General features: G+C 63.2%; 20 protein-coding genes. 10 read left to right on the top strand and 10 right to left on the bottom strand.

What is annotated here, in order from left to right:
* The 4 genes from B3F77_RS14410 to B3F77_RS14395 all read right to left on the bottom strand — a co-directional run.
* The coding region (locus B3F77_RS14410) for an AMP-binding protein (protein WP_293605620.1) at positions 1-1,362 on the bottom strand (1,362 nt) is incomplete at its 3' end.
* Positions 1,363-1,536: 174 nt separating this feature from the next.
* The gene (locus tag B3F77_RS14405; protein ID WP_293605619.1) at positions 1,537-2,232 is read right to left on the bottom strand and encodes an ABC transporter ATP-binding protein; all 696 of its coding nucleotides are present in this window, start codon (positions 2,230-2,232) and stop codon (positions 1,537-1,539) included.
* A gap of 8 nt (positions 2,233-2,240) precedes the next feature.
* Positions 2,241-3,506, bottom strand: a complete 1,266-nt coding sequence (locus tag B3F77_RS14400; protein ID WP_293605618.1) for an ABC transporter permease — start codon at positions 3,504-3,506, stop codon at positions 2,241-2,243.
* A 21-nt stretch (positions 3,507-3,527) separates the two neighbouring features.
* Positions 3,528-4,766, bottom strand: coding sequence for an efflux RND transporter periplasmic adaptor subunit (locus B3F77_RS14395; RefSeq protein WP_293605617.1), 1,239 nt, complete (start codon positions 4,764-4,766; stop codon positions 3,528-3,530).
* 172 nt (positions 4,767-4,938) lie between these two features.
* On the opposite strand from B3F77_RS14395, the gene B3F77_RS14390 reads away from it, so the two are divergent.
* Both B3F77_RS14390 and B3F77_RS14385 read left to right on the top strand, forming a co-directional pair.
* Positions 4,939-6,225 carry a solute carrier family 23 protein gene (locus B3F77_RS14390; RefSeq protein ID WP_293605616.1) on the top strand — a complete coding sequence of 429 codons (1,287 nt, stop codon included), beginning with the start codon at positions 4,939-4,941 and terminating at the stop codon, positions 6,223-6,225.
* A 182-nt stretch (positions 6,226-6,407) separates the two neighbouring features.
* Complete coding sequence (locus B3F77_RS14385; protein ID WP_293605615.1) at positions 6,408-6,830, top strand: hotdog fold thioesterase; 423 nt, start codon at positions 6,408-6,410, stop codon at positions 6,828-6,830.
* Positions 6,831-6,901: 71 nt separating this feature from the next.
* Here the strand turns inward: B3F77_RS14385 and B3F77_RS14380 are convergent, their stop codons facing one another.
* Positions 6,902-7,198, bottom strand: coding sequence for a HigA family addiction module antitoxin (locus B3F77_RS14380; protein WP_293605614.1), 297 nt, complete (start codon positions 7,196-7,198; stop codon positions 6,902-6,904).
* Positions 7,199-7,293: 95 nt separating this feature from the next.
* Here B3F77_RS14380 and B3F77_RS14375 point away from each other — a divergent pair, with 95 nt between their 5' ends.
* Positions 7,294-8,433 carry an ImmA/IrrE family metallo-endopeptidase gene (locus tag B3F77_RS14375; RefSeq protein ID WP_293605613.1) on the top strand — a complete coding sequence of 380 codons (1,140 nt, stop codon included), beginning with the start codon at positions 7,294-7,296 and terminating at the stop codon, positions 8,431-8,433.
* Between the two features lie 54 nt (positions 8,434-8,487).
* Here B3F77_RS14375 and B3F77_RS14370 read toward each other — a convergent pair whose 3' ends face one another.
* Both B3F77_RS14370 and B3F77_RS14365 read right to left on the bottom strand, forming a co-directional pair.
* Positions 8,488-8,934 (bottom strand): hypothetical protein, encoded by a 447-nt coding sequence (locus tag B3F77_RS14370; protein WP_293605612.1) that lies wholly within the window; start codon positions 8,932-8,934, stop codon positions 8,488-8,490.
* A gap of 74 nt (positions 8,935-9,008) precedes the next feature.
* A complete protein-coding gene (locus B3F77_RS14365) occupies positions 9,009-10,193 on the bottom strand; it encodes an AAA family ATPase (protein ID WP_293605611.1) in 1,185 nt (394 codons plus the stop codon).
* A gap of 129 nt (positions 10,194-10,322) precedes the next feature.
* On the opposite strand from B3F77_RS14365, the gene B3F77_RS14360 reads away from it, so the two are divergent.
* The 5 genes from B3F77_RS14360 to B3F77_RS14340 all read left to right on the top strand — a co-directional run bounded on the left by B3F77_RS14360 (position 10,323) and on the right by B3F77_RS14340 (position 15,877).
* Positions 10,323-10,592, top strand: coding sequence for a helix-turn-helix domain-containing protein (locus B3F77_RS14360; RefSeq protein ID WP_293605610.1), 270 nt, complete (start codon positions 10,323-10,325; stop codon positions 10,590-10,592).
* A 244-nt stretch (positions 10,593-10,836) separates the two neighbouring features.
* Positions 10,837-11,100, top strand: coding sequence for a hypothetical protein (locus B3F77_RS14355; RefSeq protein ID WP_293605609.1), 264 nt, complete (start codon positions 10,837-10,839; stop codon positions 11,098-11,100).
* On the top strand, positions 11,097-12,902 hold the full coding sequence (locus B3F77_RS14350) for a DEAD/DEAH box helicase family protein (protein WP_293605608.1): 1,806 nt from the start codon (positions 11,097-11,099) through the stop codon (positions 12,900-12,902). The genes B3F77_RS14355 and B3F77_RS14350 overlap by 4 nt, the downstream gene beginning before the upstream one ends.
* The gene (locus B3F77_RS14345; protein WP_293605607.1) at positions 12,842-14,053 is read left to right on the top strand and encodes a hypothetical protein; all 1,212 of its coding nucleotides are present in this window, start codon (positions 12,842-12,844) and stop codon (positions 14,051-14,053) included. The genes B3F77_RS14350 and B3F77_RS14345 overlap by 61 nt, the downstream gene beginning before the upstream one ends.
* Positions 14,054-14,326: 273 nt before the next feature.
* Positions 14,327-15,877, top strand: a complete 1,551-nt coding sequence (locus B3F77_RS14340; protein WP_293605606.1) for an acetyl-CoA hydrolase/transferase family protein — start codon at positions 14,327-14,329, stop codon at positions 15,875-15,877.
* Positions 15,878-16,018: 141 nt separating this feature from the next.
* On the opposite strand, the gene B3F77_RS14335 is transcribed toward B3F77_RS14340, so the two are convergent.
* Positions 16,019-16,585: a cob(I)yrinic acid a,c-diamide adenosyltransferase gene (locus tag B3F77_RS14335; protein WP_293605605.1), complete on the bottom strand. Its 567-nt coding sequence runs from the start codon at positions 16,583-16,585 to the stop codon at positions 16,019-16,021.
* A gap of 185 nt (positions 16,586-16,770) precedes the next feature.
* On the opposite strand from B3F77_RS14335, the gene B3F77_RS14330 reads away from it, so the two are divergent.
* Together B3F77_RS14330 and B3F77_RS14325 are read left to right on the top strand one after the other, a co-directional pair.
* The gene (locus B3F77_RS14330; RefSeq protein WP_293605604.1) at positions 16,771-17,145 is read left to right on the top strand and encodes an EF-hand domain-containing protein; all 375 of its coding nucleotides are present in this window, start codon (positions 16,771-16,773) and stop codon (positions 17,143-17,145) included.
* A 98-nt stretch (positions 17,146-17,243) separates the two neighbouring features.
* Positions 17,244-18,665 carry an FAD-binding oxidoreductase gene (locus B3F77_RS14325; protein WP_293605603.1) on the top strand — a complete coding sequence of 474 codons (1,422 nt, stop codon included), beginning with the start codon at positions 17,244-17,246 and terminating at the stop codon, positions 18,663-18,665.
* 208 nt (positions 18,666-18,873) lie between these two features.
* Here B3F77_RS14325 and B3F77_RS14320 read toward each other — a convergent pair whose 3' ends face one another.
* Positions 18,874-19,809 (bottom strand): ParB/RepB/Spo0J family partition protein, encoded by a 936-nt coding sequence (locus tag B3F77_RS14320; protein ID WP_293605602.1) that lies wholly within the window; start codon positions 19,807-19,809, stop codon positions 18,874-18,876.
* A 54-nt stretch (positions 19,810-19,863) separates the two neighbouring features.
* Positions 19,864-20,415 (bottom strand): RBBP9/YdeN family alpha/beta hydrolase, encoded by a 552-nt coding sequence (locus B3F77_RS14315; protein ID WP_293605601.1) that lies wholly within the window; start codon positions 20,413-20,415, stop codon positions 19,864-19,866.
* Between the last annotated feature and the right edge of the window lie 35 nt (positions 20,416-20,450).

Here is a 20,450-nt window from a genome sequence, read left to right as displayed (position 1 = left end):
GCCCCCCAGGGGGGCTGAACTTGCTTGGGGCGGCCCGGCGCTGCGTTCGTTGGCGCTCATGTCCTGCCCGGCTCGCAGTCCCGCGATGCGCCGGAACTGCTCTGTGCCCCAGGCTTGCGCCTCGGGCGAGAGCGGCGATCCGGTGGTTCCGAGGGCGCGAATTTTCGACAGGTCACCGCACTGCGACAGGTCGACACCGGCCTTGAGGCAGTTGGCGTAGAAGGTGGCGCCAGCGCCTAAGAAGGTGACACCAAGTTCACCTGCAAAGCGCCAGAGGGTACTCCAGTCGGGCTGGTCTTTCGTGCCGCCGGGGTTGCCGTCGTAGATCACGCAGGTGGTGCCGTTGAGCAGGCCGCTCATCTGCGCGTTCCACATCACCCAGCCGGTGGAGCTGTACCAGTGAAAGCGCTCGCCCAAGTTGTTGGCGTCGTAGCTGCAGCCGATGTCGTTGTGCAGGGTTTTCAGCGCCAGCGCCACCAGCACCGTGCCGCCGTGGCCGTGCACGATGGGCTTGGGCAGGCCGGTGGTACCGCTGGAGTAAACAATCCACAGCGGGTGGTCGAACGGCAGCCACAGGGGCGCAAAAGCTGCCGTTTGTGCATCATTTCGGGCTGTCGCCCAAGCAAATCGGGTACAGACAGCTATTGAATTTGTAGCATGCTGCGGCCCATCCGCAGTGCCGAGGTTGTCGTGCAGGAGTATGTGCTGCACCGTGGGCAGGGCCTGGCGCAGCTCGTCCACCACGTCCATGCGGTCAAAGTCGCGCCCGCCGTAGCTCACGCCATCACAGGCGATCAGCACCTTGGGTGCGATCTGTTTGAAGCGGTCGAGCACGGCATTCGTTCCCATGTCGGGCGCGCACAGGCTCCACACGCCGCCTAGGCTGGCCGTGGCCAGAAACGCCACCATGGTCTCGGGGATGTTGGGCAGGTAGGCGGCCACGCGGTCGCCCGGCTGCACACCCTGCGCTTTCAGGTGCAGCGCCAGCGACGCCACTTGGCGGCGCAGCTCGGGCCAGGAGAGTTCGCGTTGGAGGCCCTTCTCGTTGCGGCTGATGATGGCGGCAAAACCCGCTTCATGGGCAGGCTGCACATGGCGCAACACCTGCTGCGCGTAGTTGGCCTGCGCGCCGGAAAACCACACTGCGCCTGGCATCACGTTCTTCGCCAGCACCGCGGTGTGCGGCGTGGGCGAGTACAGATCGAAGTAGTCCCAGACGCTTTGCCAGTAGGCATCGAGGTCGGTGACAGACCAGCGCCAGAGTTCGTGATAGGTCTTGAAGCTCAGGCCGCGCCGCTCGCGCAGCCAGTTCTGGTAGCGGCGGATCTGGGGAATGTGAGGGGGTGTTTTTGTCTCGCTCATGCTGGTTTCTTTCGTCGTGGCAGTGTCGGCTTGGGCTGCGCTAACCCAAACCGCTTGTTGCTATTATTTTTATAGCTGTTTATGCCCGTCATGATTGGGCTACAGGCACTTTTTTCTTAAATTTTTCGCATCGGCAGCGTCGGCCGCGTAAGGTGACCTGATGTGACATGGCGCTCAGCTCGCCACCAAGCGCCCGTCGACCAGATCGATGATGCGGTCGCAGCGCGCGGCCAGGCGCGGGTCGTGCGTGACGATCAGGCAGGCGCTGCCGTGGTCGCGGTTGAACTCACGCAGCAGGCCAAACACCTCGTCGGCCGACACCGTGTCGAGGTTGCCAGTGGGCTCGTCGGCCAGGATCAGCCGGGGCCGCAGCGACAGGGCCCGCGCAATCGCCACGCGCTGCTGCATGCCACCCGATAGCTCGCCGGGGCGCTTGTATTCCGCGCCTTTCAGGCCGACGCGCGCCAGCAGATCGCGCGCCATGGCTTCGGCCTCGGGCGTGGCTGTGCCGTGCGCAATGATGGACGGCAGCAGCACGTTTTCAAGCGCGGTGAAGGCCGGCAGCAGGTGGTGGAACTGGAACACGAAGCCGATGGTGGCGCCGCGCAGCGCGGTGAGCGCCGCGTCGTCGAGCGACTGGGCAGGCTTCCCGGCAATCGTCAGCAGGCCTGCGGTCGGCGGCTCCAGCAAGCCGATGATGTTGAGCAGCGTGCTCTTGCCCGAACCCGAGGGGCCCTTGAGCGCGACAAACTCGGCCTCCTGCAATGCCAGAGTGATGCCGTGCAACACTTCGGTTTCCACCGGCGTTCCGATGTTGTAGCTCTTGTGGATGTCCTCCAGGCGCAGGATGGGGGCGTGGACCGTGTTCATGGGCCAGCTCAGCTGCGAATCGCCTGCACCGGGTCCATGCGCGCGGCACTGCGCGCCGGAATCACCGCCGCGGCCAGGCCCACGCCGCAGGCCACCAGCGACGCCAGCACGACCAGCATCGGGTCAAGCTGCGCGGTGAACATCTGGCTACCGTCCGGGCTCTTGAAGATGTGCGAGAACACCACCAGCAGCGTGTACGCCAGCGCCGAGCCCAGCATGGAGCCGACCAGCCCCACCAGTCCACCCTGCAGCAAAAACACCGCCATGATGCGCCGCCGCCCCGCGCCCATGGCGCGCAGGATGCCGATCTCGCGCTGCTTTTGCACCACGCTGACCACCAGCACGCTGGAAATGCCCAAGGCGACGATGATGACGACAAAGCTGCGGATCAGGTTGTTCGACACGGTCTGGTTGGACAGCGCATTGAGCAGGCCCGAGTTGGTCTGCATCCAGCTGTCCACCGTGAGGCCGGTCTGCGCGCGCAGCGTGTCCGCGACTTCGTTGGCACCAAACAGGTCTTTCACCGTGAGGTCGATGTTGGACACGCCGCCGGGCAGGTCGAGCAGGGTCTGCGCGAGCTTGAGCGTGACGAAGACCCAGCGGCGGTTCAGGTCGCGGTTGCCCATGTCAAACAGGCCGGTGATGTCCAGCGTCTCGCTGCGGCCGCTGGCGCTGGTCACGCGCAGCTTGTCGCCCACCGTCACGCCCAGGTCCTGCGCGAGGTCGGTGCCGATCAGCGCACCGGTGCCGGCCACGTCAAAGCGGCCGCGCGTCATGTAGTCATCCATGCGCACCACGCGGCGATAGGCATCGGGCTGCACGCCCAGCATCACCACGCTTTTGTTGCTGCCCCCGCGCGCGGCAAAGGCCGGGCCGCTGACCACCGGAGACACCGCCAGCACGCCGGGCGTGCTAGCGGCCAGCGCCGCCACGCGCTCCCACTGGTCCACCGAGCGCAGGCGCTGCTCACGCGGCTGCACCACGGCGGCCACCGAGCGCCCGGCGCTGGGCGTGACGACGCGCTGCGTGACTTCTTCGAGCGGGCGGATCACCACATGCGCTTGCGAGCCCATGACGCGGTCGATGATGGTGCTCTGCAACTGGTTGATGAGCTGCGTGAGAAAGATGATGACGGCCACGCCGCCGGTGACGCCGGCCAGGATCAGCGCGCTCTGCATGCGGCCCTCGCGCAGAAAGCGCAAGGCCACCAGCAGCTCGAAAGGCATCCAGCGGGCCCAGGAACTGACGGCGGGGCGGTGGCGGGCGGAGGACATGACTTTCAGCCGGGAGACGCTTCAGCGCGAAATGAACGACGGCACTTCCATGCCTTTGCCCTGCGCCACGCTCGGACCGCGCCGCACACGGTCGCCGGGGGCGGCTTTTTCGGTCTGGGGAATGACCTCTTCGCCTTCCTTGAGACCGTCCACAATCTCCACCGCGCCGACGCCGCGCAGGCCCAGCTTCACCGGCACGCGCACCGCTCGGCCGTCTTGCAGCGCCAGCACCCAGGGCGCCTCGCGGTCAGCATCGCGCACAGCGCCCGAGGGCAGCACCAGCGCATCCTTCTTCGTGCCGCCCACCAGCTCAACCGACACGGTCATGTCGGGCCGCAAAAAGCCCGGCGGTTTCGGCACCGCAAGGCGTACCTCCACCGTACCGCGCAGCGGGTCCACCGCCGGGGCGATGTAGCTGAGCTGGGCATCGAAGGACTGGCCGGGATAGGCGTCGGCGACGGCCCGTGCGGCCATGCCGGGGGACAGCAGGCGCAGGTTCTTTTCGTCCACGCCTGCGTCGATGCGCAAACCGCCCTGCGCGGCGAGGGACAGCAGCACGCGGCCGGGCTGGGCCATGCTGCCCGGCTCTGCAGTGCGGTTGAGCACGACGGCATCGACCGGGCTGGTGATGGACAGGCGCTCCAGGCGCGCTTGCGCCACCTCCAGCGCTGCCACGGCCTGGTCCACGCGCGATACGGCCAGCACGCGCTCCACGCCACTGGCCTGGTTGGCCTGCGCCTGCACGCGGGCCGATTCAAGTGCGCTGCGCGCCGTGTCCAGCGCGCGCTGGGCATCGTCGAGCTTTTGCTGGGAAAAGAAACCCTGCGCCACCAGATCGCGGGCGCGCTGGTGTTCGCGTTCGGCAGAAGTAAAAGCGGCTTGGGCCTGCACCACAGCCTGCGCGGCCACCGGCGCCGCCACTGTGGCCTGCTGAGTGGCGCGGCCGCGCGCTTCGGCCAGCGCGGCGCGGGCCTGCTGCAGCGCTGCGTGGGCTTCAGCATCCGACAGGCGGACCAACAGGTCGCCGGCCTTGACGCGATCGCCCTCGCGCACGCGCACCTCCAGCACCGTGGCGCTAACTTCGGCGCCGATGTCCATGCGTGCCGGCGCATTGATCCGCCCGGTCGCCACGACCGACTGCACGATGCCGGTACGCGCCACCGCCACCACTTGCACCGGCGTGCCGCGCTGGCCGGCCAGCATCACCGCAGCGGCCAGCACCACCAGCGCACCCGCGCCCCATTTGACAAGAGGTTTCATGCCGCTAGCGTAGCAGGGCCGGGCTGAGTCCGTCCAGGATACCTGTCCGGCTTGCGACGTCGAAAGCGAAAACAAGGCGGCAGCGCGGACAGTTTTTTGCCGGATGTACAGACCACGTTTCCACAGTCCGGCAGGCTGCTAGCATTGCCCCACTTACAACAAGGAGAGAGTGATGGGAATGCTGGACTGGAAAGAAAAAAACAGCGCAGTGTTGCCGCAGGGCGGGGTCATCGGGCCTGACGAACGCCTGCCCTGGCCGCTCACCACCGTGATGGGTGTGCAGCATGTGATTGCGATGTTTGGCGCGACGGTGCTGGCGCCCCTCCTGATGGGGTTTGATCCGAACATCGCCATCCTGATGAGCGGCGTCGGCACGCTGATCTTTTTTGTGATTACCGGGGGCAAGGTGCCCAGCTACCTGGGCTCCAGCTTTGCTTTCATCGGCGTGGTGATTGCCGCCAGCGCTTATGCAGGCAAGGGCCCCAACCCCAATATAGGCGTGGCGCTGGGCGGCATTATTGCTTGCGGCGTTGCGTACACCCTGATAGGCGCCATCGTGCAGGCCCTGGGCACCGGCTGGATAGAGCGACTCATGCCGCCCGTGGTCACAGGCGCGGTGGTCGCCGTCATCGGCCTGAATCTGGCCAGCATTCCCATCAAGAACATGGCGGCGAGCAACTTTGATTCGTGGATGCAGGTGGTCACCTTCGTCAGCGTGGCGCTGGTGGCCGTGATGACGCGCGGCATGGTGCAGCGCCTGCTGATCCTGGTCGGCCTGATCGTGGCCACCGTGATTTATGCGGTGCTCACCAATGGACTGGGGCTGGGAAAACCGCTGGACCTCTCGGGCATCAGCAACGCCGCGTGGATCGGCTTACCCAGCTTTGCTGCGCCAGTGTTCAGCGCCAATGCCATGCTGCTGATCGCGCCGGTGGCCATCATCCTGGTGGCCGAAAACCTCGGCCACATCAAGGCGGTGACAGCCATGACCGGCAAAAACCTAGACGCCTACATGGGCCGCGCGTTCATCGGCGACGGCGTTGCCACCATCGTCTCGGGCAGCGCAGGCGGCACCGGGGTGACCACCTACGCTGAAAACATCGGCGTGATGGCCGCGACCAAAATTTACTCGACCGCCGTGTTTGTGGTGGCGGGCCTGATCGCCGTGGTGCTGGGGTTCAGCCCCAAATTCGGCGCGCTGATTCAGGCCATCCCGCTGCCCGTGATGGGCGGCGTCAGCATCGTGGTGTTTGGCCTGATTGCGGTGGCCGGCGCCAAGATCTGGGTCGACAACAAGGTGAACTTTTCCGACAACAAGAACCTGCTGGTCGCGGCGATCACGCTGGTGCTGGGCACAGGCGACTTCACCCTCAAGTTTGGCCAGTTCGCGCTGGGCGGCATCGGGACGGCCACCTTCGGCGCGATCTTGCTGTACGCGCTGCTCAACCGCAATAATTAGGGGCGCGGCTCCTCGGCTTGGGCCAGGGCGGCCTTGGTTGCCGCCAACTCGCGCTCCAGGTCGGCGCGTTCGCACCTCAGGGCGGCTTTTTTGGGAAGGGTGCCCGGTCATGCGCGGCAAGTTGCCGACAAGCTGTAGGCGGCCTACCTTATAGTGGAGCCGTTTACATCAATGGAATTGCCATGCGTGTCTGGAAGCAACCCATCTCCGTCGAACTGCTCACCGCCATCAGCGCCAACACCGCCACACAACACCTGGGCATTGAGTTCCTGGAAGTCGGCGATGATTTCATTCGCGCCCGCGTGCCGGTGGATCACCGCACGGTCCAGCCTTACGGACTGCTGCACGGCGGTGTGTCGGTGGTTCTGGCTGAAACACTGGGCTCCTGCGGCGCCGTGTTTGCCGCACCCGAAGGTCATCGCGCTGTCGGGCTGGACATCAACGCCAACCACCTCAGGGGAGCGACCAGCGGATGGGTCACGGGCATCACACGGCCGGTTCACATCGGCCGCACCACGCAGGTCTGGCAGATCGAGCTCAGCAACGGCGCCGGGGAGCTGACCTGCGTGTCGCGCATCACGATGGCGGTGCTGGCGCCAAGATAGTAGTCAAATCGGGCTTCAGCCCATGGTGGACGGGCATGAGAAGCTATTTATTTTGTAGCACTCAAGAAATCTCAAGACGCCACAGGCTGAAAAACCCGGATGCGCGGTGCGATCTTGTCGCAGCTCTCGCGCGTCACGATGCGCATGTCGTACTCGGTTTGCAGGTTCAGCCAGTAACGCGGCTCCATGCTGAAAAACAACCCCAGACGCAGGGCCGTATCCGCCGTGATGGGGCGTGCGCCGTTCACGATATCGCTGATGCGGCTGGGCGGCACATCCATGTCGGCCGCCAGTTGCCGGGCCGTAATGCCCAGCGGCTTCATGAACTCCTCCAGCAGGATTTCGCCAGGGTAAATTTCGTCAAGCAATTTTTTTTCATGTTGGACTTCCCTGTAACGGATTTGGTATTTTAAAGAACCCAGAAAGAGAAGTCCTACATTAACCCTTGGTTTAGACTCACGTCATGTCTGCCAAGGCCCACATCAATCCCAACATCTTGCGCTGGATGCGTGAGCGCGGTGGGCTGGACGTGGGTGACGCCGCCCACGCCGCCAGCATTTCGCCAGACCAACTGGCCCGTTGGGAAGCGGGAGAAAGCCAGCCGACATTCCTTCAAGCGCAAAAACTGGCTCAGGCCCTGCACGCGCCGTTTGGCTACCTGTTTCTGACTGAGCCACCCGCTGAAAATTTGCCTCTGCCCGACCTGCGCACCGTGGGCGGCGCCCCTGTGCCGCGCCCCAGCGTAGATTTGCTTGACACCATCCGCCTGTCGCTGCAACGGCAGGCATGGTATCTGGACCACCTGCACGACGAAGGCGCCGATCCCCTGCCCTTTGTGGCACGCTTTGCAACGGACGCCCCGGTGCGAGCGGTCGCCGCTGATATGCGGGCCGTGCTAGGCATTGACGTAGAAAATGGTCAGCGCACATGGGGAGTTTATTTCCGCCAACTGATCGATGCGGCTGAGGCCGCTGGCATCCTCGTCATGCGCAGCGGCATCGTGGGCAACAACACCCATCGCCGTTTGGACGTAGGTGAATTCAGAGGCTTTGCCATCTGCCACCCTCTGGCCCCCCTCGTGTTCATCAACAGCGCCGACGCCCCGGCCGCACGCCTGTTCACCCTGATGCACGAACTGGCCCACGTATGGGTGGGCAGCAGCGGCATATCCAACGCCAGCCCCGGCAACGCCCGGCGTGAAGAAGTTTTCTGCAACGCCGTGGCCGGTGAGTTTCTGGCCCCGCATGACGTGTTCACCCCTCTGTGGACTGCCAGCACCGCCAGCCTGCCCGAGCGCCTAGCCGAACTGGCCCAGCGCTTTCATGTCAGCCGCCTCGTCATCATGCGGCGTGCACTTGATTTGGGCTTGGTGGACCACGCCACCTACCTGCAGCACTACCAGGTCGAACTGGCCGCCTTTCGTGACAAACCAGGCGGCGGGGGCAACTTTTACCGCAATGCCAGCGTCAAGAACAGCAAGCGCTTTGCCCGCGCCGTGCTGGCCGAGACCCTGAGCGGCCGACTGCTGCTGCGGGATGCCGGACGCCTCCTTGGTGTGCAGCCAGGCAAGCTGCGGCTGCTCGCGGGAGAGCTGGAACAGTGAACTACCTGCTGGACGCCAACACGCTGATTGAAGCCAAAAACTGGGCCTCGACCATCAAGTTTCTATTTCGACCCTTGTCAGCAGATTGAAGAGTTCACTCAAGACGGTGATACGAGATCGGGCTTCGTCCACCACATCCCGGCTGAAATGTCGCAGGATGGATGTATCTGACGCTGCAGAACCAAAACGGGCTGAAAAAGCTTGCTTGAGTTGTGCCGTTGTCCGCCCTTCAACCGGTGCGCGATGCACAGTCAGCAACACCGCTTCAAGGCAGGGCTGGCAAGGCATCACATGAATCTTGGCCTTGCGGGCAGCCGCACGGGTCTTGTCGTTCCAGTCGGAATCTGTATCCAGCAGAGTGGCCTTCATGTCATATGCCGCATTGCGCGACTGGCGAAACGCGAAGTCAACCACATGCGCAGCCCCTTTGCCACGCGCGTTCTTGATCGTCACCACAACGCCCGAGCCACGTTGCACATACAAACCCTTCAAATGAAGCATGAACTGAACTTCTGCATCGCCCTCACCCACAAGCAATATCGTGCGCGCTACTTGACGCATTGTGGGGTTGCGCCTCATAGCTGGGGCACGGCGCCATAGGCTCCTGCCATGTACTTGGCGTAGAAGTTATCATCACTTCGGATGCCCTCCACGCTGTCAAGCCGCCAAGCGCTGCTCTCATTGTTCGCGTCTTTTTCAACCAGCATCACCTGCGCCTTGTGCACGATATTCAGAACCTCCATGGCATGGCAAGTGAACAACAATTGGCCTCCATGCGGATTGGTCGCCGGGTTGGCAAACAGGTCAAGAATGGGCTCCAGCATATGCGGATGCAGGTCATTCTCAAACTCGTCAATCACAGCCAGCCCCCCCGCCTGCAACACCGGCAGCAGACGATGCAGCAACACCAGCGCGCCTTGTGTGCCACTGGATTCCAGCATGAACGGCAGTTCAAACTGCGCACCGTTCGCGGCACTGTGAATGCCAAAAGGCAGCCAGACCTTGTCTTTCTTGCCGTCGGGCAGCACCGTTTCCAGCTCGCGCACCTGCACATCGCTCAAGCCCAGGTCCCATGCCGACAGCAGGCGGACGAGTTGCTGGCGCTGCGCCTCTTCGCCCGCAAAGTACGCAGCCGCACGCATCAACTGGTTCGAGTCATTGACCATGCGGCCAAACTGATGAATATTGCTCCAGACGCTGCTGTTCACCAGGCGCTGCGCCAGCGGCACGCCGTATTGCGCGGCCGTGGCGATCAGCGACGCATTGGGCCGCACCTTGCGCGCCTCGGACGGCGCAAAACCGAAATCCTGCTGCTTGATGTCATAGCCCTGCGCCGCTTCGTTCCATTCGCGCACAAACACGTAGCGCATGCGCTCGTGCTTCACGTACAGGGCTTCGTGCAGCACCCGCTGCGGCGTGCAGCGCAGCGTGTAGCGCCACAAACGACCGTCAAAATCGACCTCCACCTCAAACTCCGACGGCTCGGTGGGCGCAGCCGCGTGCGGCTGAAACGGCAGCGGTGCGGCAGGTTCAGCGCTGAACGAGTGGCGCAAAAACCAGTCCAGAAACAGCACCGGCTTGAGCAGTGCCGTCTTGCCGCTGGCGTTAGGGCCAATCACCGCCATGACCGTGCTCACCCGGTCGCCCGAGCCCGACTGGCGCGACCACACCGCGTCAGGCACCTTGCGGTCCAGCAGCCAGGACACCTCGGTGCGTTCGCGGAAAGACTGGAAATTGGAAAAGGCGTAACGGTGCAACATGGGTTAATTAAATCATATTTCAAACAAAATATTGTTTAATTTTATATTTGTTCAATAATTCACTCAAGCATGCTCACATCAAACCCAGAAAGAAAAGCCCGGGATCTGCCCCTGGTTTAGACTCCCGCCATGTCTGCCAAGGCCTACATCAATCCCCGAATCCTGCGCTGGATGCGTGAGCGTGGTGGGCTGGATGTGGGCGATGCCGCCCGTGCCGCCAGCATTTCGCCAGACCAACTGATCCGTTGGGAAGCGGGCGAAAGCCAACCCACATTCATTCAGGCGCAGAAACTGGCTCAGGCCCTGCAAGCGCCGTTTGGCTACCTGTTTCTGACTGAGCCACCCGCTGAAAATTTGCCTCTGCCCGACCTGCGCACCGTGGGCGGCGCCCCAGCGTAGATTTGCTTGACACCATCCGCCTATCGCTACAACGACAAACCTGGTATCTGGACCACCTGCACGACGAAGGCGCCGATCCCCTGCCCTTTGTGGCACGCTTTGCAACGGACGCCCCGGTGCGAGCGGTCGCCGCTGATATGCGGGCCGTGCTATGCATTGACGTAGGCGCACATGGGAAGTTTATTTCCGCCAACTGATCAATGCGGCTGAGGCCGCTGGCATCAACCTGGACGATGCCAACCGCGTGAAGTTGCAAGCCGTGATCAACCAGGAGCCGCTGGCGCTGATTGAGTACTGGGCAGTGGACCCGGACTACGACGGCAAGGTGTTCCGCTCGGTCTGGCAGGACTACCGGGGCAACACGGCCAACGATGAAGATGCGCTGCGCGTGGTGACGCAAGCGGTGCTCACAACCGTCGCCAAACCCGGCCCACGCAAAGTGTGCGTGCGCGTGGTCGATGTGTTCGGCTTTGAGGCGGAAGTGGTCAGCACCGTGGGGGCCGCATGAGTAACAAGGCAGACAACCAACTCGCGCTCTCCATCGGCCTCACCACCAAGACCCAGCAACTCTGTCTGGGCCTCGAATCCGGTGCCGCCGACATTCTGGAACTGGTGACACCCACCACCGCCGAGCTGCTGATGTGGTGGTTTGGCGAGGACATGGTGCTGGCACGCAGCGGGCTAAACTTTCATGCCGGGCAGAAACAGGCGATTCTGAACGCCATCGTGGCGCACGAAGTTTTGGGCAAAGACCATGAGCACTGGACGCTGCTGGACCTGTACAAGGCTTGCGCGCCCGACGCGCTGCTGACCGGCACGCGGCTGAACGAGGTGGCGCAGGCCAAGCATGCGCATCCCAAATACTGCTTCAAGATGGCCACTGGCACCGGCAAAACCTGGGTGCTGCAGGCGCTGCTGATCTGGCAAATGCTCAACAAGACGGCCGCGCTGGCTGAAGGTATTGACGACGCCCGCTTCACGCGCCAGTTCATGGTGGTGGCGCCGGGGTTGATCGTTTACGAGCGGCTGCTGGATGCGTTTTGCGGCAAGCTGATTGAAAACGGCAACGGTTCGCGCGACTTCGCCACTTCCGACATGGCCCGGTTTGCCGACCTGTTCATGCCCGATGCTCACCGCGATGCCGTGTTTGCTTTCGTACGCGGAAACGTCTGCAACAAAAACGAGATTGGTCTGAAAGCTACCGGCAACGGCATGATCGCCATCACCAACTGGCACCTGTTGAATGAAGGCGACACCGCCGATGAGGTGGAAGAAGTGGAAGCCTTGGGCGCACCGCTGGAGCCGCAGCAGGTGATCAACGCCGTGCTGCCGCTCAGCCCCGGCCGCGCCACCGGCAACAGCCTGGACGTGCTGGATCGGCGCTATGCACGGGGCAATGTGCTGGAGTTTCTGGCCGGTTTACCGGAACTGATGGTGTTCAACGACGAGGCGCACCACATTCACGAATTCAAGCGCGAGGGCGAAAACACCGAGGTCGAATGGCAAAGAAGCCTTTCCAAAATTGCCGAAACCAAGGGCCGACGCTTTGTGCAGGTGGATTTTTCAGCCACGCCTTACAACGACGTGGGTGCCGGAAAAACCAAGCGCAAGGTGTACTTCCCGCACATCATCACGGACTTTGATTTGAAAAGCGCCATGCGCGCCGGGCTGGTCAAGTCGCTGGTGCTGGACCGGCGCAAGGAGATTGGCGCGCTGCCGCTGGAGTTCAAAGCCGAGCGCGATGAGCAGGGCAACCCGGCCTTGAGCGAAGGCCAGCGCGTGATGCTGCGTGCCGGCCTGAAAAAACTGCGCAAGCTGGAAACTGACTTTGCCAGGCTCGACCCAACGCGCCACCCGAAGATGCTGGTGGTGTGCGAGGACACCAGCGTGTCGCCGCTGGTCGCCGCCTTTTTGCAGGAGCAGGAAGGTCTGCTTGAGGCCGAGGTGATGCTGATCGACTCCGGAAAAAAAGCAGAGTTAGGCGAGAAAGACTGGGCACCGGTGCGCCAACGACTGTTCAGCGTGGACCACCACGCCACGCCGCGCGTCATCGTCAGCGTGCTGATGTTGCGCGAGGGCTTTGATGTGAACAACATTTGCGTGATCGTGCCGCTACGCAGTTCGCAAGCCCAGATTTTGCTGGAGCAGACCATTGGCCGCGGCCTGCGGCTGATGTGGCGCGACGACGAATACACCGACCGAAACGCGAGAACCGCGAGCGCATCAATGCTGGTCAGGAGCCAGGCAGTTTGCTGGATGTGCTGTCGATCGTGGAGCACCCGGCTTTTCAGTCGTTTTATGACGAGCTGATCAAGGAAGGTCTCGCGGGCACCACGGGTGACGGCATGGACGACACCAGTGCAACCGGCGACGTGATCGCAGCCGAGTTGCGCGCGGGTTACGAGGCGTTTGACTTCGGTATCCCATTCATCCTGCAAGAGGCGGACGAAGTGCGTGACCACCATGCGCTGGACCTGGCCGCACTGCCCGCGTTCACGGCCATGACGGTGGAACAACTCACCGGGCTGCTGGGCAAGGGCGACACTTTCATTTCGCAAGATCTGCAAAGCGCCACGCTGTTTGGCGACTACCGGGTGGATGGCGCGGTGATGAACGTGGGCGGCTACAACGAGTACCTGTCGCGCCTGACGCGGCGCATCAGCCAGGCGCTGAGCGAGCCACTATCCAAGGGCAACAAGGTGGCAACGCACCTGGCCAAGCCCTACCTGCAGGTGAACACGGCCGAGCTGACCGGCTGGCTGGACGACTACATCTGGACTCAATTGTTCGGCACGACCTTTAACCCGCTCGATGGTGAGAACTGGCGCGTGCTACTGCTGCAGCCGGTGGTGGACCATATCACCAAGGTGTTTGCTGTGGCACTGCTGGAGTCCGAGCAAAAGCACATCACCGGGCAAACCGAGGTGCACCTGCGGCATTTGACCGAAGTGCCGCGCCTGATGATGCGCGAGAGCCATTCGGTGGAGGTGTCCAAGTGCATCTACACCCGGCTGGCCTGGCCCGCCCGCAACGGCGGGCTGGAGCGCACCTTGATCCACTGGGCGCAGGCTGACACGCAGATTGAGGCGTTTTGCAAGATCAGCGAAAACCGCCACACCTTTGCCCGGCTGCGCTACGTGAAGGATGACGGCCTGCCCGCGTTTTATTCGCCCGACTTTCTGGTACGCACTGCCGACGCGGTGTATCTGGTGGAAACCAAGGCGCAGCAGCAAACCATTCATCCCAACGTGCAGCGCAAGCTTCGGGCGGCGCTGGCCTGGTGCGAGCGCATCAATGGGCTGAGCGCCGGCCAGCGCGGCGGCGCCCCCTGGCATTACGTGCTGCTGGCGGAAAACGTGGTGCTTGAGTGGCAAGCCAAAGGCGCTCGCCTGGCCGAGCTGCTGGACTATGCGCGCTTGCGCCCGCTGGCGGACGCTTCGCTGAAGGGGCGGCTGATTTAATGACAAAATCAGGCTTTAGCCATTGACTGACGGGCGCAGGCAGCTATAAAAATAATAGCGCCCTTCCGTCCATTCCGAGGCGCTGGCGCAACCCCGGGCGGAGCGGCGTTAGGCGGCCGGGCCGACGCTCGTTCCGCTGCGACGGAAACTGACGGCCCGCACCATAGCGCCGGCACAACGGTTCACCCTTGTCTCCAAGCGTCGGCCTGCTAAAATTCCGGGCTTATGTCGTGCGCTGTTGCGCCGTCGTCCTCCCCCGGAGCCAGCCCCTTCATGCCCCTTGCCGATCGCGTGCGCAACCCCGCCCTGAAAACAAAAATCATGTCGGCCGAAGCGGCCGCCGCGCTGATTCCCGCCGGTGCCAATGTCGGCATGAGCGGCTTTACAGGCGCAGGCTACCCCAAGGCGGTGCCCCAGGCGCTGGCACAACGCATTGAGCGCCTGCACGCCGCAGGCGAGGCGTTTCGCATTGGCCTGTGGACCGGCGCCTCCACAGCGCCCGAGCTCGATGGCGCACTGGCCAAAGTGCACGGCATCGAGATGCGCCTGCCCTACCAGTCGGACCCCACGGTGCGCCAGCAGATCAACGCCGGACAGATGCAGTACACCGACATCCACCTGTCGCATGTGGCGCAGTTGGCCTGGTTCGGCTTTCTGGGCCATCTGGATGTGGCCGTGGTCGAGGTCGCTGGCATCCTGCCGGACGGGCGGCTGATTCCCTCATCCTCGGTGGGCAACAACAAAACCTGGCTGGACCAGGCCGACAAGATCATCCTGGAAGTCAATTCCCTGCAGAACGCCGGCCTGGAGGGCATGCACGACATCTACTATGGCACGCGCCTGCCGCCCCACCGCCTGCCGATTCCGCTGGTGAACCCCGGCGACCGCATCGGCGAGCCCTACCTGACGTGCGACCTGAGCAAGGTGGTTGCCGTGGTGCAGACCAGCCAGCCCGACCGCAACTCCGCTTTTGCCGCGCCGGACGGCACCTCGCAACGCATCGCCGGCCACCTCATCGAGTTCCTGCAGCATGAAGTGAAGCACGGCCGCCTGCCTGCCGACTTGCTGCCGCTGCAGTCGGGCGTGGGCAACATCGCCAATGCCGTGCTGGCGGGCCTGAACGATGGCCCGTTCAACAACCTGACCGCCTACACCGAGGTGCTGCAGGACGGCATGCTGGACATGCTGCGATCGGGCAAGCTGAGCATGGCGTCGGCCACCGCGCTGTCGCTCAGCCCAGAGGCGCTGGCCGATTTCAACGAGAACATCGACTTCTACAGCAAGCGCATCGTGCTGCGCTCGCAGGAGATCAGCAACCACCCCCAGGTGGTTCGCCGCCTGGGCGTGATCGCGATGAACGCGATGATCGAAGCCGACCTCTATGGCAACGTCAACTCCACCCACATCATGGGCTCAAGCATCATGAACGGCATTGGCGGCTCGGGCGACTTTGCGCGCAACGCCTACCTGTCGTTCTTCATGACGCCTTCGGTGGCCAAGGATGGCGCCATCTCCTGCATCGTGCCCATGGTCTCGCATGTGGACCACACCGAGCACGACGTGGAAGTGATCGTGACCGAACAGGGCCTGGCCGACCTGCGCGGCCTCTCGCCCACGCAACGCGCGCGGCTCATCATCGAAAAATGCGCCCATCCCGATTACCGCCCTGCCCTGCTTGACTACTTCGAACGCGCCCAGCGCGACGCGCCGGGCAAGCACACGCCGCACCTACTGGGCGAGGCGCTGTCCTGGCACGCACGCTATGTCGAGACTGGACACATGCTGCCTGACGCGAATCTGGAGCGGCGGCTGCGGCGCGCCTGACGCTATTGTTTAAGTAGCAACCAGTGACCGATTGACAAGGACCACGGGGTGATCTGATCCCCAGGTGACGGGCACGCTGCGTTTCATCAACACGGCACGCCTTCCTGGCATGAACGCGTGGTGTTGCGCGCTGAAGGACAGCTATTCTTGTGAAGTGCGCGCCAGTCGCTCGCTCTTCCAGTACACGTCGTCGCCGCCGTTCATGCGGTTGAGCACGCGCGACAGCACAAACAGCAAATCACTCAGGCGGTTGAGGTACTGGCGCGGCGCATCGTGGAGCGGTTCGGCCAGGCCCAGCGCCACCACCGCGCGTTCGGCGCGGCGCGCCACGGTGCGGCAGACATGCGCCAGTGCGGCGGCACGGGAGCCGGCCGGCAAAATAAACTCTGCCAGCCGCGGCAGTTGGGCGTTGTGCTCTTCGAGGGCGGCATCCAGCCGCGCAACGGCTTCCGGTTTGAGCAACTCAAAGCCCGGGATGGACAACTCGCCGCCCAGATTGAAAAGCTGCTGCTGCACTTCCACCAGCAACTCGCGCACGCCCGTTGGCAGCTCCTCGCAGAGCAGTACGCCAATGTTCGAGTTCAGTTCATCGACATCGCCCATGGCGTGAACCCGCAGGTTGCTTTTGGAAACGCGCGTGTTGTCGCCCAGCCCGGTGGTGCCGTTGTCGCCCGTGCGGGTGGCGATCTGTGAAAGTCTGTTGGCCATGATTTTGAAGTACGGTGAAGAACGGTGCGTGCGCTGAAGTCAAGCCGCGGGTGGGCGTTACGCAGGGCAAGGAAATGTGTCGTCGTGCGCCCTCATGTTAGCGAGGAAACACCCTGAAAAACTGCTGGCAGATCCGGGCTTGCTGCGTTGCAATGAGCCCCTATTCAATTTTGAAGGCTATCTGCATGACTGTGTCCACGACGGTGAAAAAACATTCTATTCCCAACTTTGAAATCCACAGCGTGCTGCTGTTTGCCGCATTGGCCATGGGCGCAGCCACCGCCGCGCAGGCGCAGGCTTCCGCGGCCTCGCCCGCCAACCCCAACAGCCCGCACCTGCAAATGGCTTCTTCGGGCACGCCTGGCACGATTCCCCCCAACAAGGCCACCAGCAAAGATCTGGAGGCCGCATTCAACCGGGCCGACACCGACAGGGATGGCAAGCTGAACCGCCAGGAAACCGAGCATTTCCCGGCCTTGGCTCATCGATTCGAGCAGATCGACACCGACCACGACAGTTTCATCTCGCGCGACGAGTTCAACCAGGCCGCGGGTTTCTGATCTGGAGTTCCTCACCTCCCGACGTCAATGCTCCGGACGCATCCATGGCGCAGGCACGGCCCACAAGTCGTAAACTATGCCTTCGATCCGGAGACCCCATGAACGCACCGCTACCCCAACACCTGCTGACCGAAATCCGCCAGCGCGAAACGCCCTCGGCGCTGATAGACGCCCTCAAAGCCCGCTTTGCCGAACGCTGCTCAACCGCCCTGGTGGTGCGCGAGCAGCACGGCCGTGACGAATCCTCGTTTGCCGCCCCACCGCCCGCCGCCGTGGTGTTTGCCGAAAGCACGGCCGACGTGGCTGATGCCGTGAAGCTGGCGAGCCAATACAACGTGCCGGTCATCCCCTTTGGCGTCGGCACCTCGCTCGAAGGCCATTTGCTGGCCGTGCAAGGCGGCATCAGCATCGATGTAAGCCGCATGAACAAGGTGCTGGCTATCAACGCTGAAGACCTGACCGTGACCGTGCAGGCCGGCGTGACGCGCAAGCAGCTCAACGAAGAGATCAAAAGCACCGGCCTGTTTTTCCCGATTGATCCAGGTGCTGATGCAACGATTGGCGGCATGAGCGCCACGCGCGCCAGCGGCACCAACGCCGTGCGCTACGGCACCATGCGCGAGAACGTGCTTGCGCTGGAAGTTGTCACCGCCAGCGGCGACATCATCCGCACCGGAACCCGCGCCAAAAAATCCTCGGCCGGCTACGACCTCACGCGCCTCATGGTGGGCAGCGAAGGCACGCTGGGCGTGATCACTGAAATCACGGTCAGGCTCTATCCGCTGCCCGAGGCCATTTCGGCCGCGATCTGTTCTTTCCCGAGCATTGAAGCGGCCGTGCGCACCACGATCGAAGTGATCCAGCTGGGCGTGCCGATTGCACGCGTGGAACTGATTGACCACAACGCCGTGCGCATGGTGAACGCACACTCCAAACTGGGCCTGCGCGAAGAGCCCATGCTGCTGATGGAGTTTCATGGCACCCCGAACAGCGTGAAAGAGCAGGCCGAGCTGGTGCAGGAACTGGCCAGCGGTCACGGCGGCAAGGCCTTTGAATGGGCCAGCACGCCCGAAGAGCGCACCCGGCTCTGGACCGCCCGGCATAACGCCTATTTCGCGGCCATCCAGAGCAAGCCCGGCTGCCGCGCGATTTCCACCGACACCTGCGTGCCGATTTCACGGCTGGCCGACTGCCTGCTCGAATCCGTGGCCGAGGCCGATGCCAGTGGCATTGCCTACTTCCTCGTCGGCCATGTGGGCGACGGCAATTTCCACTTTGGCTACCTGATCGACCCCAACAGGCCTGAGGAACGCCAAGTGGCCGAAGCCCTGAACCACCAACTGGTGAGCCGCGCCTTGGCGCTGGAAGGCACCTGCACCGGCGAGCACGGAATCGGCCTGGGCAAAATGGACTTTCTAGTGACCGAGACCGGCGACGGCGCGGTGGAGATGATGCGCACCATCAAGCGCGCACTCGACCCGAAAAACATCATGAATCCGGGGAAGATTTTTACGCTGTGAGAGGGGCTGGGAGCGTTGAGGCGCTCCCTTTTAATCGCTTGCTGCGACGGTCTTTCCCGGGCCAGTGACTGCTTTGACATAAAAGCCCGGCTGGACCGGGCTTTATGCATCGCGCCAGAAACTTGTTTTCTGGATATCGCTCATCTGGCAAACCGGCGCGTCACCAAAGCCGCCGGAACCTACCCAGCCTGCGGCGCAGGCTGCGGGCTTATTTGACGCCGCGCAGCCGCTCAATCAGCCCATTCAACTCGTCCATCGAGGCAAACTGGATCGCCACCTCACCCATGTCTTCGCGTCTGCCGTTGCGTTTGACCTGCTTTTTGATGCGGACCTCCACCTCGGCCATCAACAGGTCGGCCAGCTCTTCCTCAACGCGGCGGGTGTCGCGTGACTTTTCCTTGGACGCTTTTTGCGGTTTCAGCGAAAACTCGGCGCTGAGTTTTTTGACCAGGCTTTCAGCCTCGCGCACTGACATTTTTTTGGCCGCTATCTGGTTGGCTGCGGTAATTTGTGCGGCGCGGTCCAGGCTCAAAAGGGCCCGCGCATGGCCCATGTCCAGGTCGCCGGCCATCAGCATGGTTTGCACCGGGTCGGCCAGATTCAGCAGGCGTAGCAGGTTGGAGGCGGCACTGCGGGAGCGGCCCACGGCCTGCGCCGCCAACTCGTGAGTGAGCCCAAACTCTTTCACCAGGCGTTGCAGGCCGTGGGCTTCTTCCAATGGGTTGAGGTCTTCGCGCTGGATGTTTTCAATCAGCGCCATGGCCGCGGCGGCCTCATCCGGCACGTCGCGCACCAGCACAGGCACACTGTCCAGCCCTACCAGCTTGGCCGCCCGGAAGCGCCGTTCCCCTGCGATGATTTCGTACTTGCCGTCGTTGGCGCCACTGTTCAGGCGCCGCACCAGGATGGGTTGCATGATGCCCTGCGCCTTGATGGACTCGGCCAGTTCATACAGCGCGCCCTCGTCCATGCGGGTGCGCGGCTGGTACTGGCCGGCAACCAGGTCGGTGAGCTGCAGCGTCGCCGACAGGCCGGGGCTGGTCGCGCTGCTGTTGGCGTTGTCCGCGCCCGCTGATTCGTTGACCTTGGGACCGAGCAGCGCTTCAAGTCCGCGGCCGAGGCCTTTGAGTTTTTTGGTGACCATGTGGGGGTTGTCTTTCTTTAATTCAAATTAGCGGGGCTGTGCCTTGTAGAGGCGTCATGGACGCATCAGCTGCAGCAGCTGTTCATGGGCCAGCGGCCAGTCGCCCAAACCACTCTCGGCATTGAGGTGGCCGCGCGGTCCGGCGTCTACAAAATCAGCGCCCCAGGCAGCGGCAAACAGCTGGGAACGCTCCAATGCGCAGAACGGGTCGTCACTGCTGGCGAACAGCACGGTTTGAAAGGGCAGCTTGTGCAGGGGAACGGGCGCCCAGCTGGTCAGCATCTGGCGCATATCTTCGCGTTCCACATCGGGCGGTGCCACCAGCAGCGCCCCTCTGACGCGGCAGGTATTCCGGGAGTGCGAGGCCCACGCCGCCGCAAGCACGCAACCCAGGCTGTGCGCCACCAGCACGGCGGGGCCCTCACGCTCGAAGTCGCAGGACAGCAGCACGTCTTCAAGCCGCGCGATCCAGTCGCCACGCAGCGGCCGCATCCAGTCGTGCTGCTCCACGCGCGTGTAGCCCTGCGCGCTCTCCCAGCGGCTTTGCCAGTGCTCGGGGCCACTGTTTTGCCAGCCGGGAAGAATCAGGACATTGCTGGGTTTCATGCGTTCAAATGATTAATTGCTATGCTTTTAATAGC

The organism is Polaromonas sp. UBA4122 (assembly GCA_002381615.1).
Classification (GTDB): domain Bacteria; phylum Pseudomonadota; class Gammaproteobacteria; order Burkholderiales; family Burkholderiaceae_C; genus Polaromonas.
This window is presented reverse-complemented; position numbering and strand designations above follow the sequence as displayed.

Coding starts and splice junctions, on each gene's coding strand:
- B3F77_RS14405 (WP_293605619.1), bottom strand. CDS start 2,232: ATGAACACGGTCCACGCCCCCATCCTGCGCCTGGAGGACATCCACAAG.
- B3F77_RS14400 (WP_293605618.1), bottom strand. CDS start 3,506: ATGTCCTCCGCCCGCCACCGCCCCGCCGTCAGTTCCTGGGCCCGCTGG.
- B3F77_RS14395 (WP_293605617.1), bottom strand. CDS start 4,766: ATGAAACCTCTTGTCAAATGGGGCGCGGGTGCGCTGGTGGTGCTGGCC.
- B3F77_RS14390 (WP_293605616.1), top strand. CDS start 4,939: ATGGGAATGCTGGACTGGAAAGAAAAAAACAGCGCAGTGTTGCCGCAG.
- B3F77_RS14385 (WP_293605615.1), top strand. CDS start 6,408: ATGCGTGTCTGGAAGCAACCCATCTCCGTCGAACTGCTCACCGCCATC.
- B3F77_RS14375 (WP_293605613.1), top strand. CDS start 7,294: ATGTCTGCCAAGGCCCACATCAATCCCAACATCTTGCGCTGGATGCGT.
- B3F77_RS14370 (WP_293605612.1), bottom strand. CDS start 8,934: ATGCTTCATTTGAAGGGTTTGTATGTGCAACGTGGCTCGGGCGTTGTG.
- B3F77_RS14365 (WP_293605611.1), bottom strand. CDS start 10,193: ATGTTGCACCGTTACGCCTTTTCCAATTTCCAGTCTTTCCGCGAACGC.
- B3F77_RS14360 (WP_293605610.1), top strand. CDS start 10,323: ATGTCTGCCAAGGCCTACATCAATCCCCGAATCCTGCGCTGGATGCGT.
- B3F77_RS14350 (WP_293605608.1), top strand. CDS start 11,097: ATGAGTAACAAGGCAGACAACCAACTCGCGCTCTCCATCGGCCTCACC.
- B3F77_RS14340 (WP_293605606.1), top strand. CDS start 14,327: ATGCCCCTTGCCGATCGCGTGCGCAACCCCGCCCTGAAAACAAAAATC.
- B3F77_RS14335 (WP_293605605.1), bottom strand. CDS start 16,585: ATGGCCAACAGACTTTCACAGATCGCCACCCGCACGGGCGACAACGGC.
- B3F77_RS14330 (WP_293605604.1), top strand. CDS start 16,771: ATGACTGTGTCCACGACGGTGAAAAAACATTCTATTCCCAACTTTGAA.
- B3F77_RS14325 (WP_293605603.1), top strand. CDS start 17,244: ATGAACGCACCGCTACCCCAACACCTGCTGACCGAAATCCGCCAGCGC.
- B3F77_RS14320 (WP_293605602.1), bottom strand. CDS start 19,809: ATGGTCACCAAAAAACTCAAAGGCCTCGGCCGCGGACTTGAAGCGCTG.
- B3F77_RS14315 (WP_293605601.1), bottom strand. CDS start 20,415: ATGAAACCCAGCAATGTCCTGATTCTTCCCGGCTGGCAAAACAGTGGC.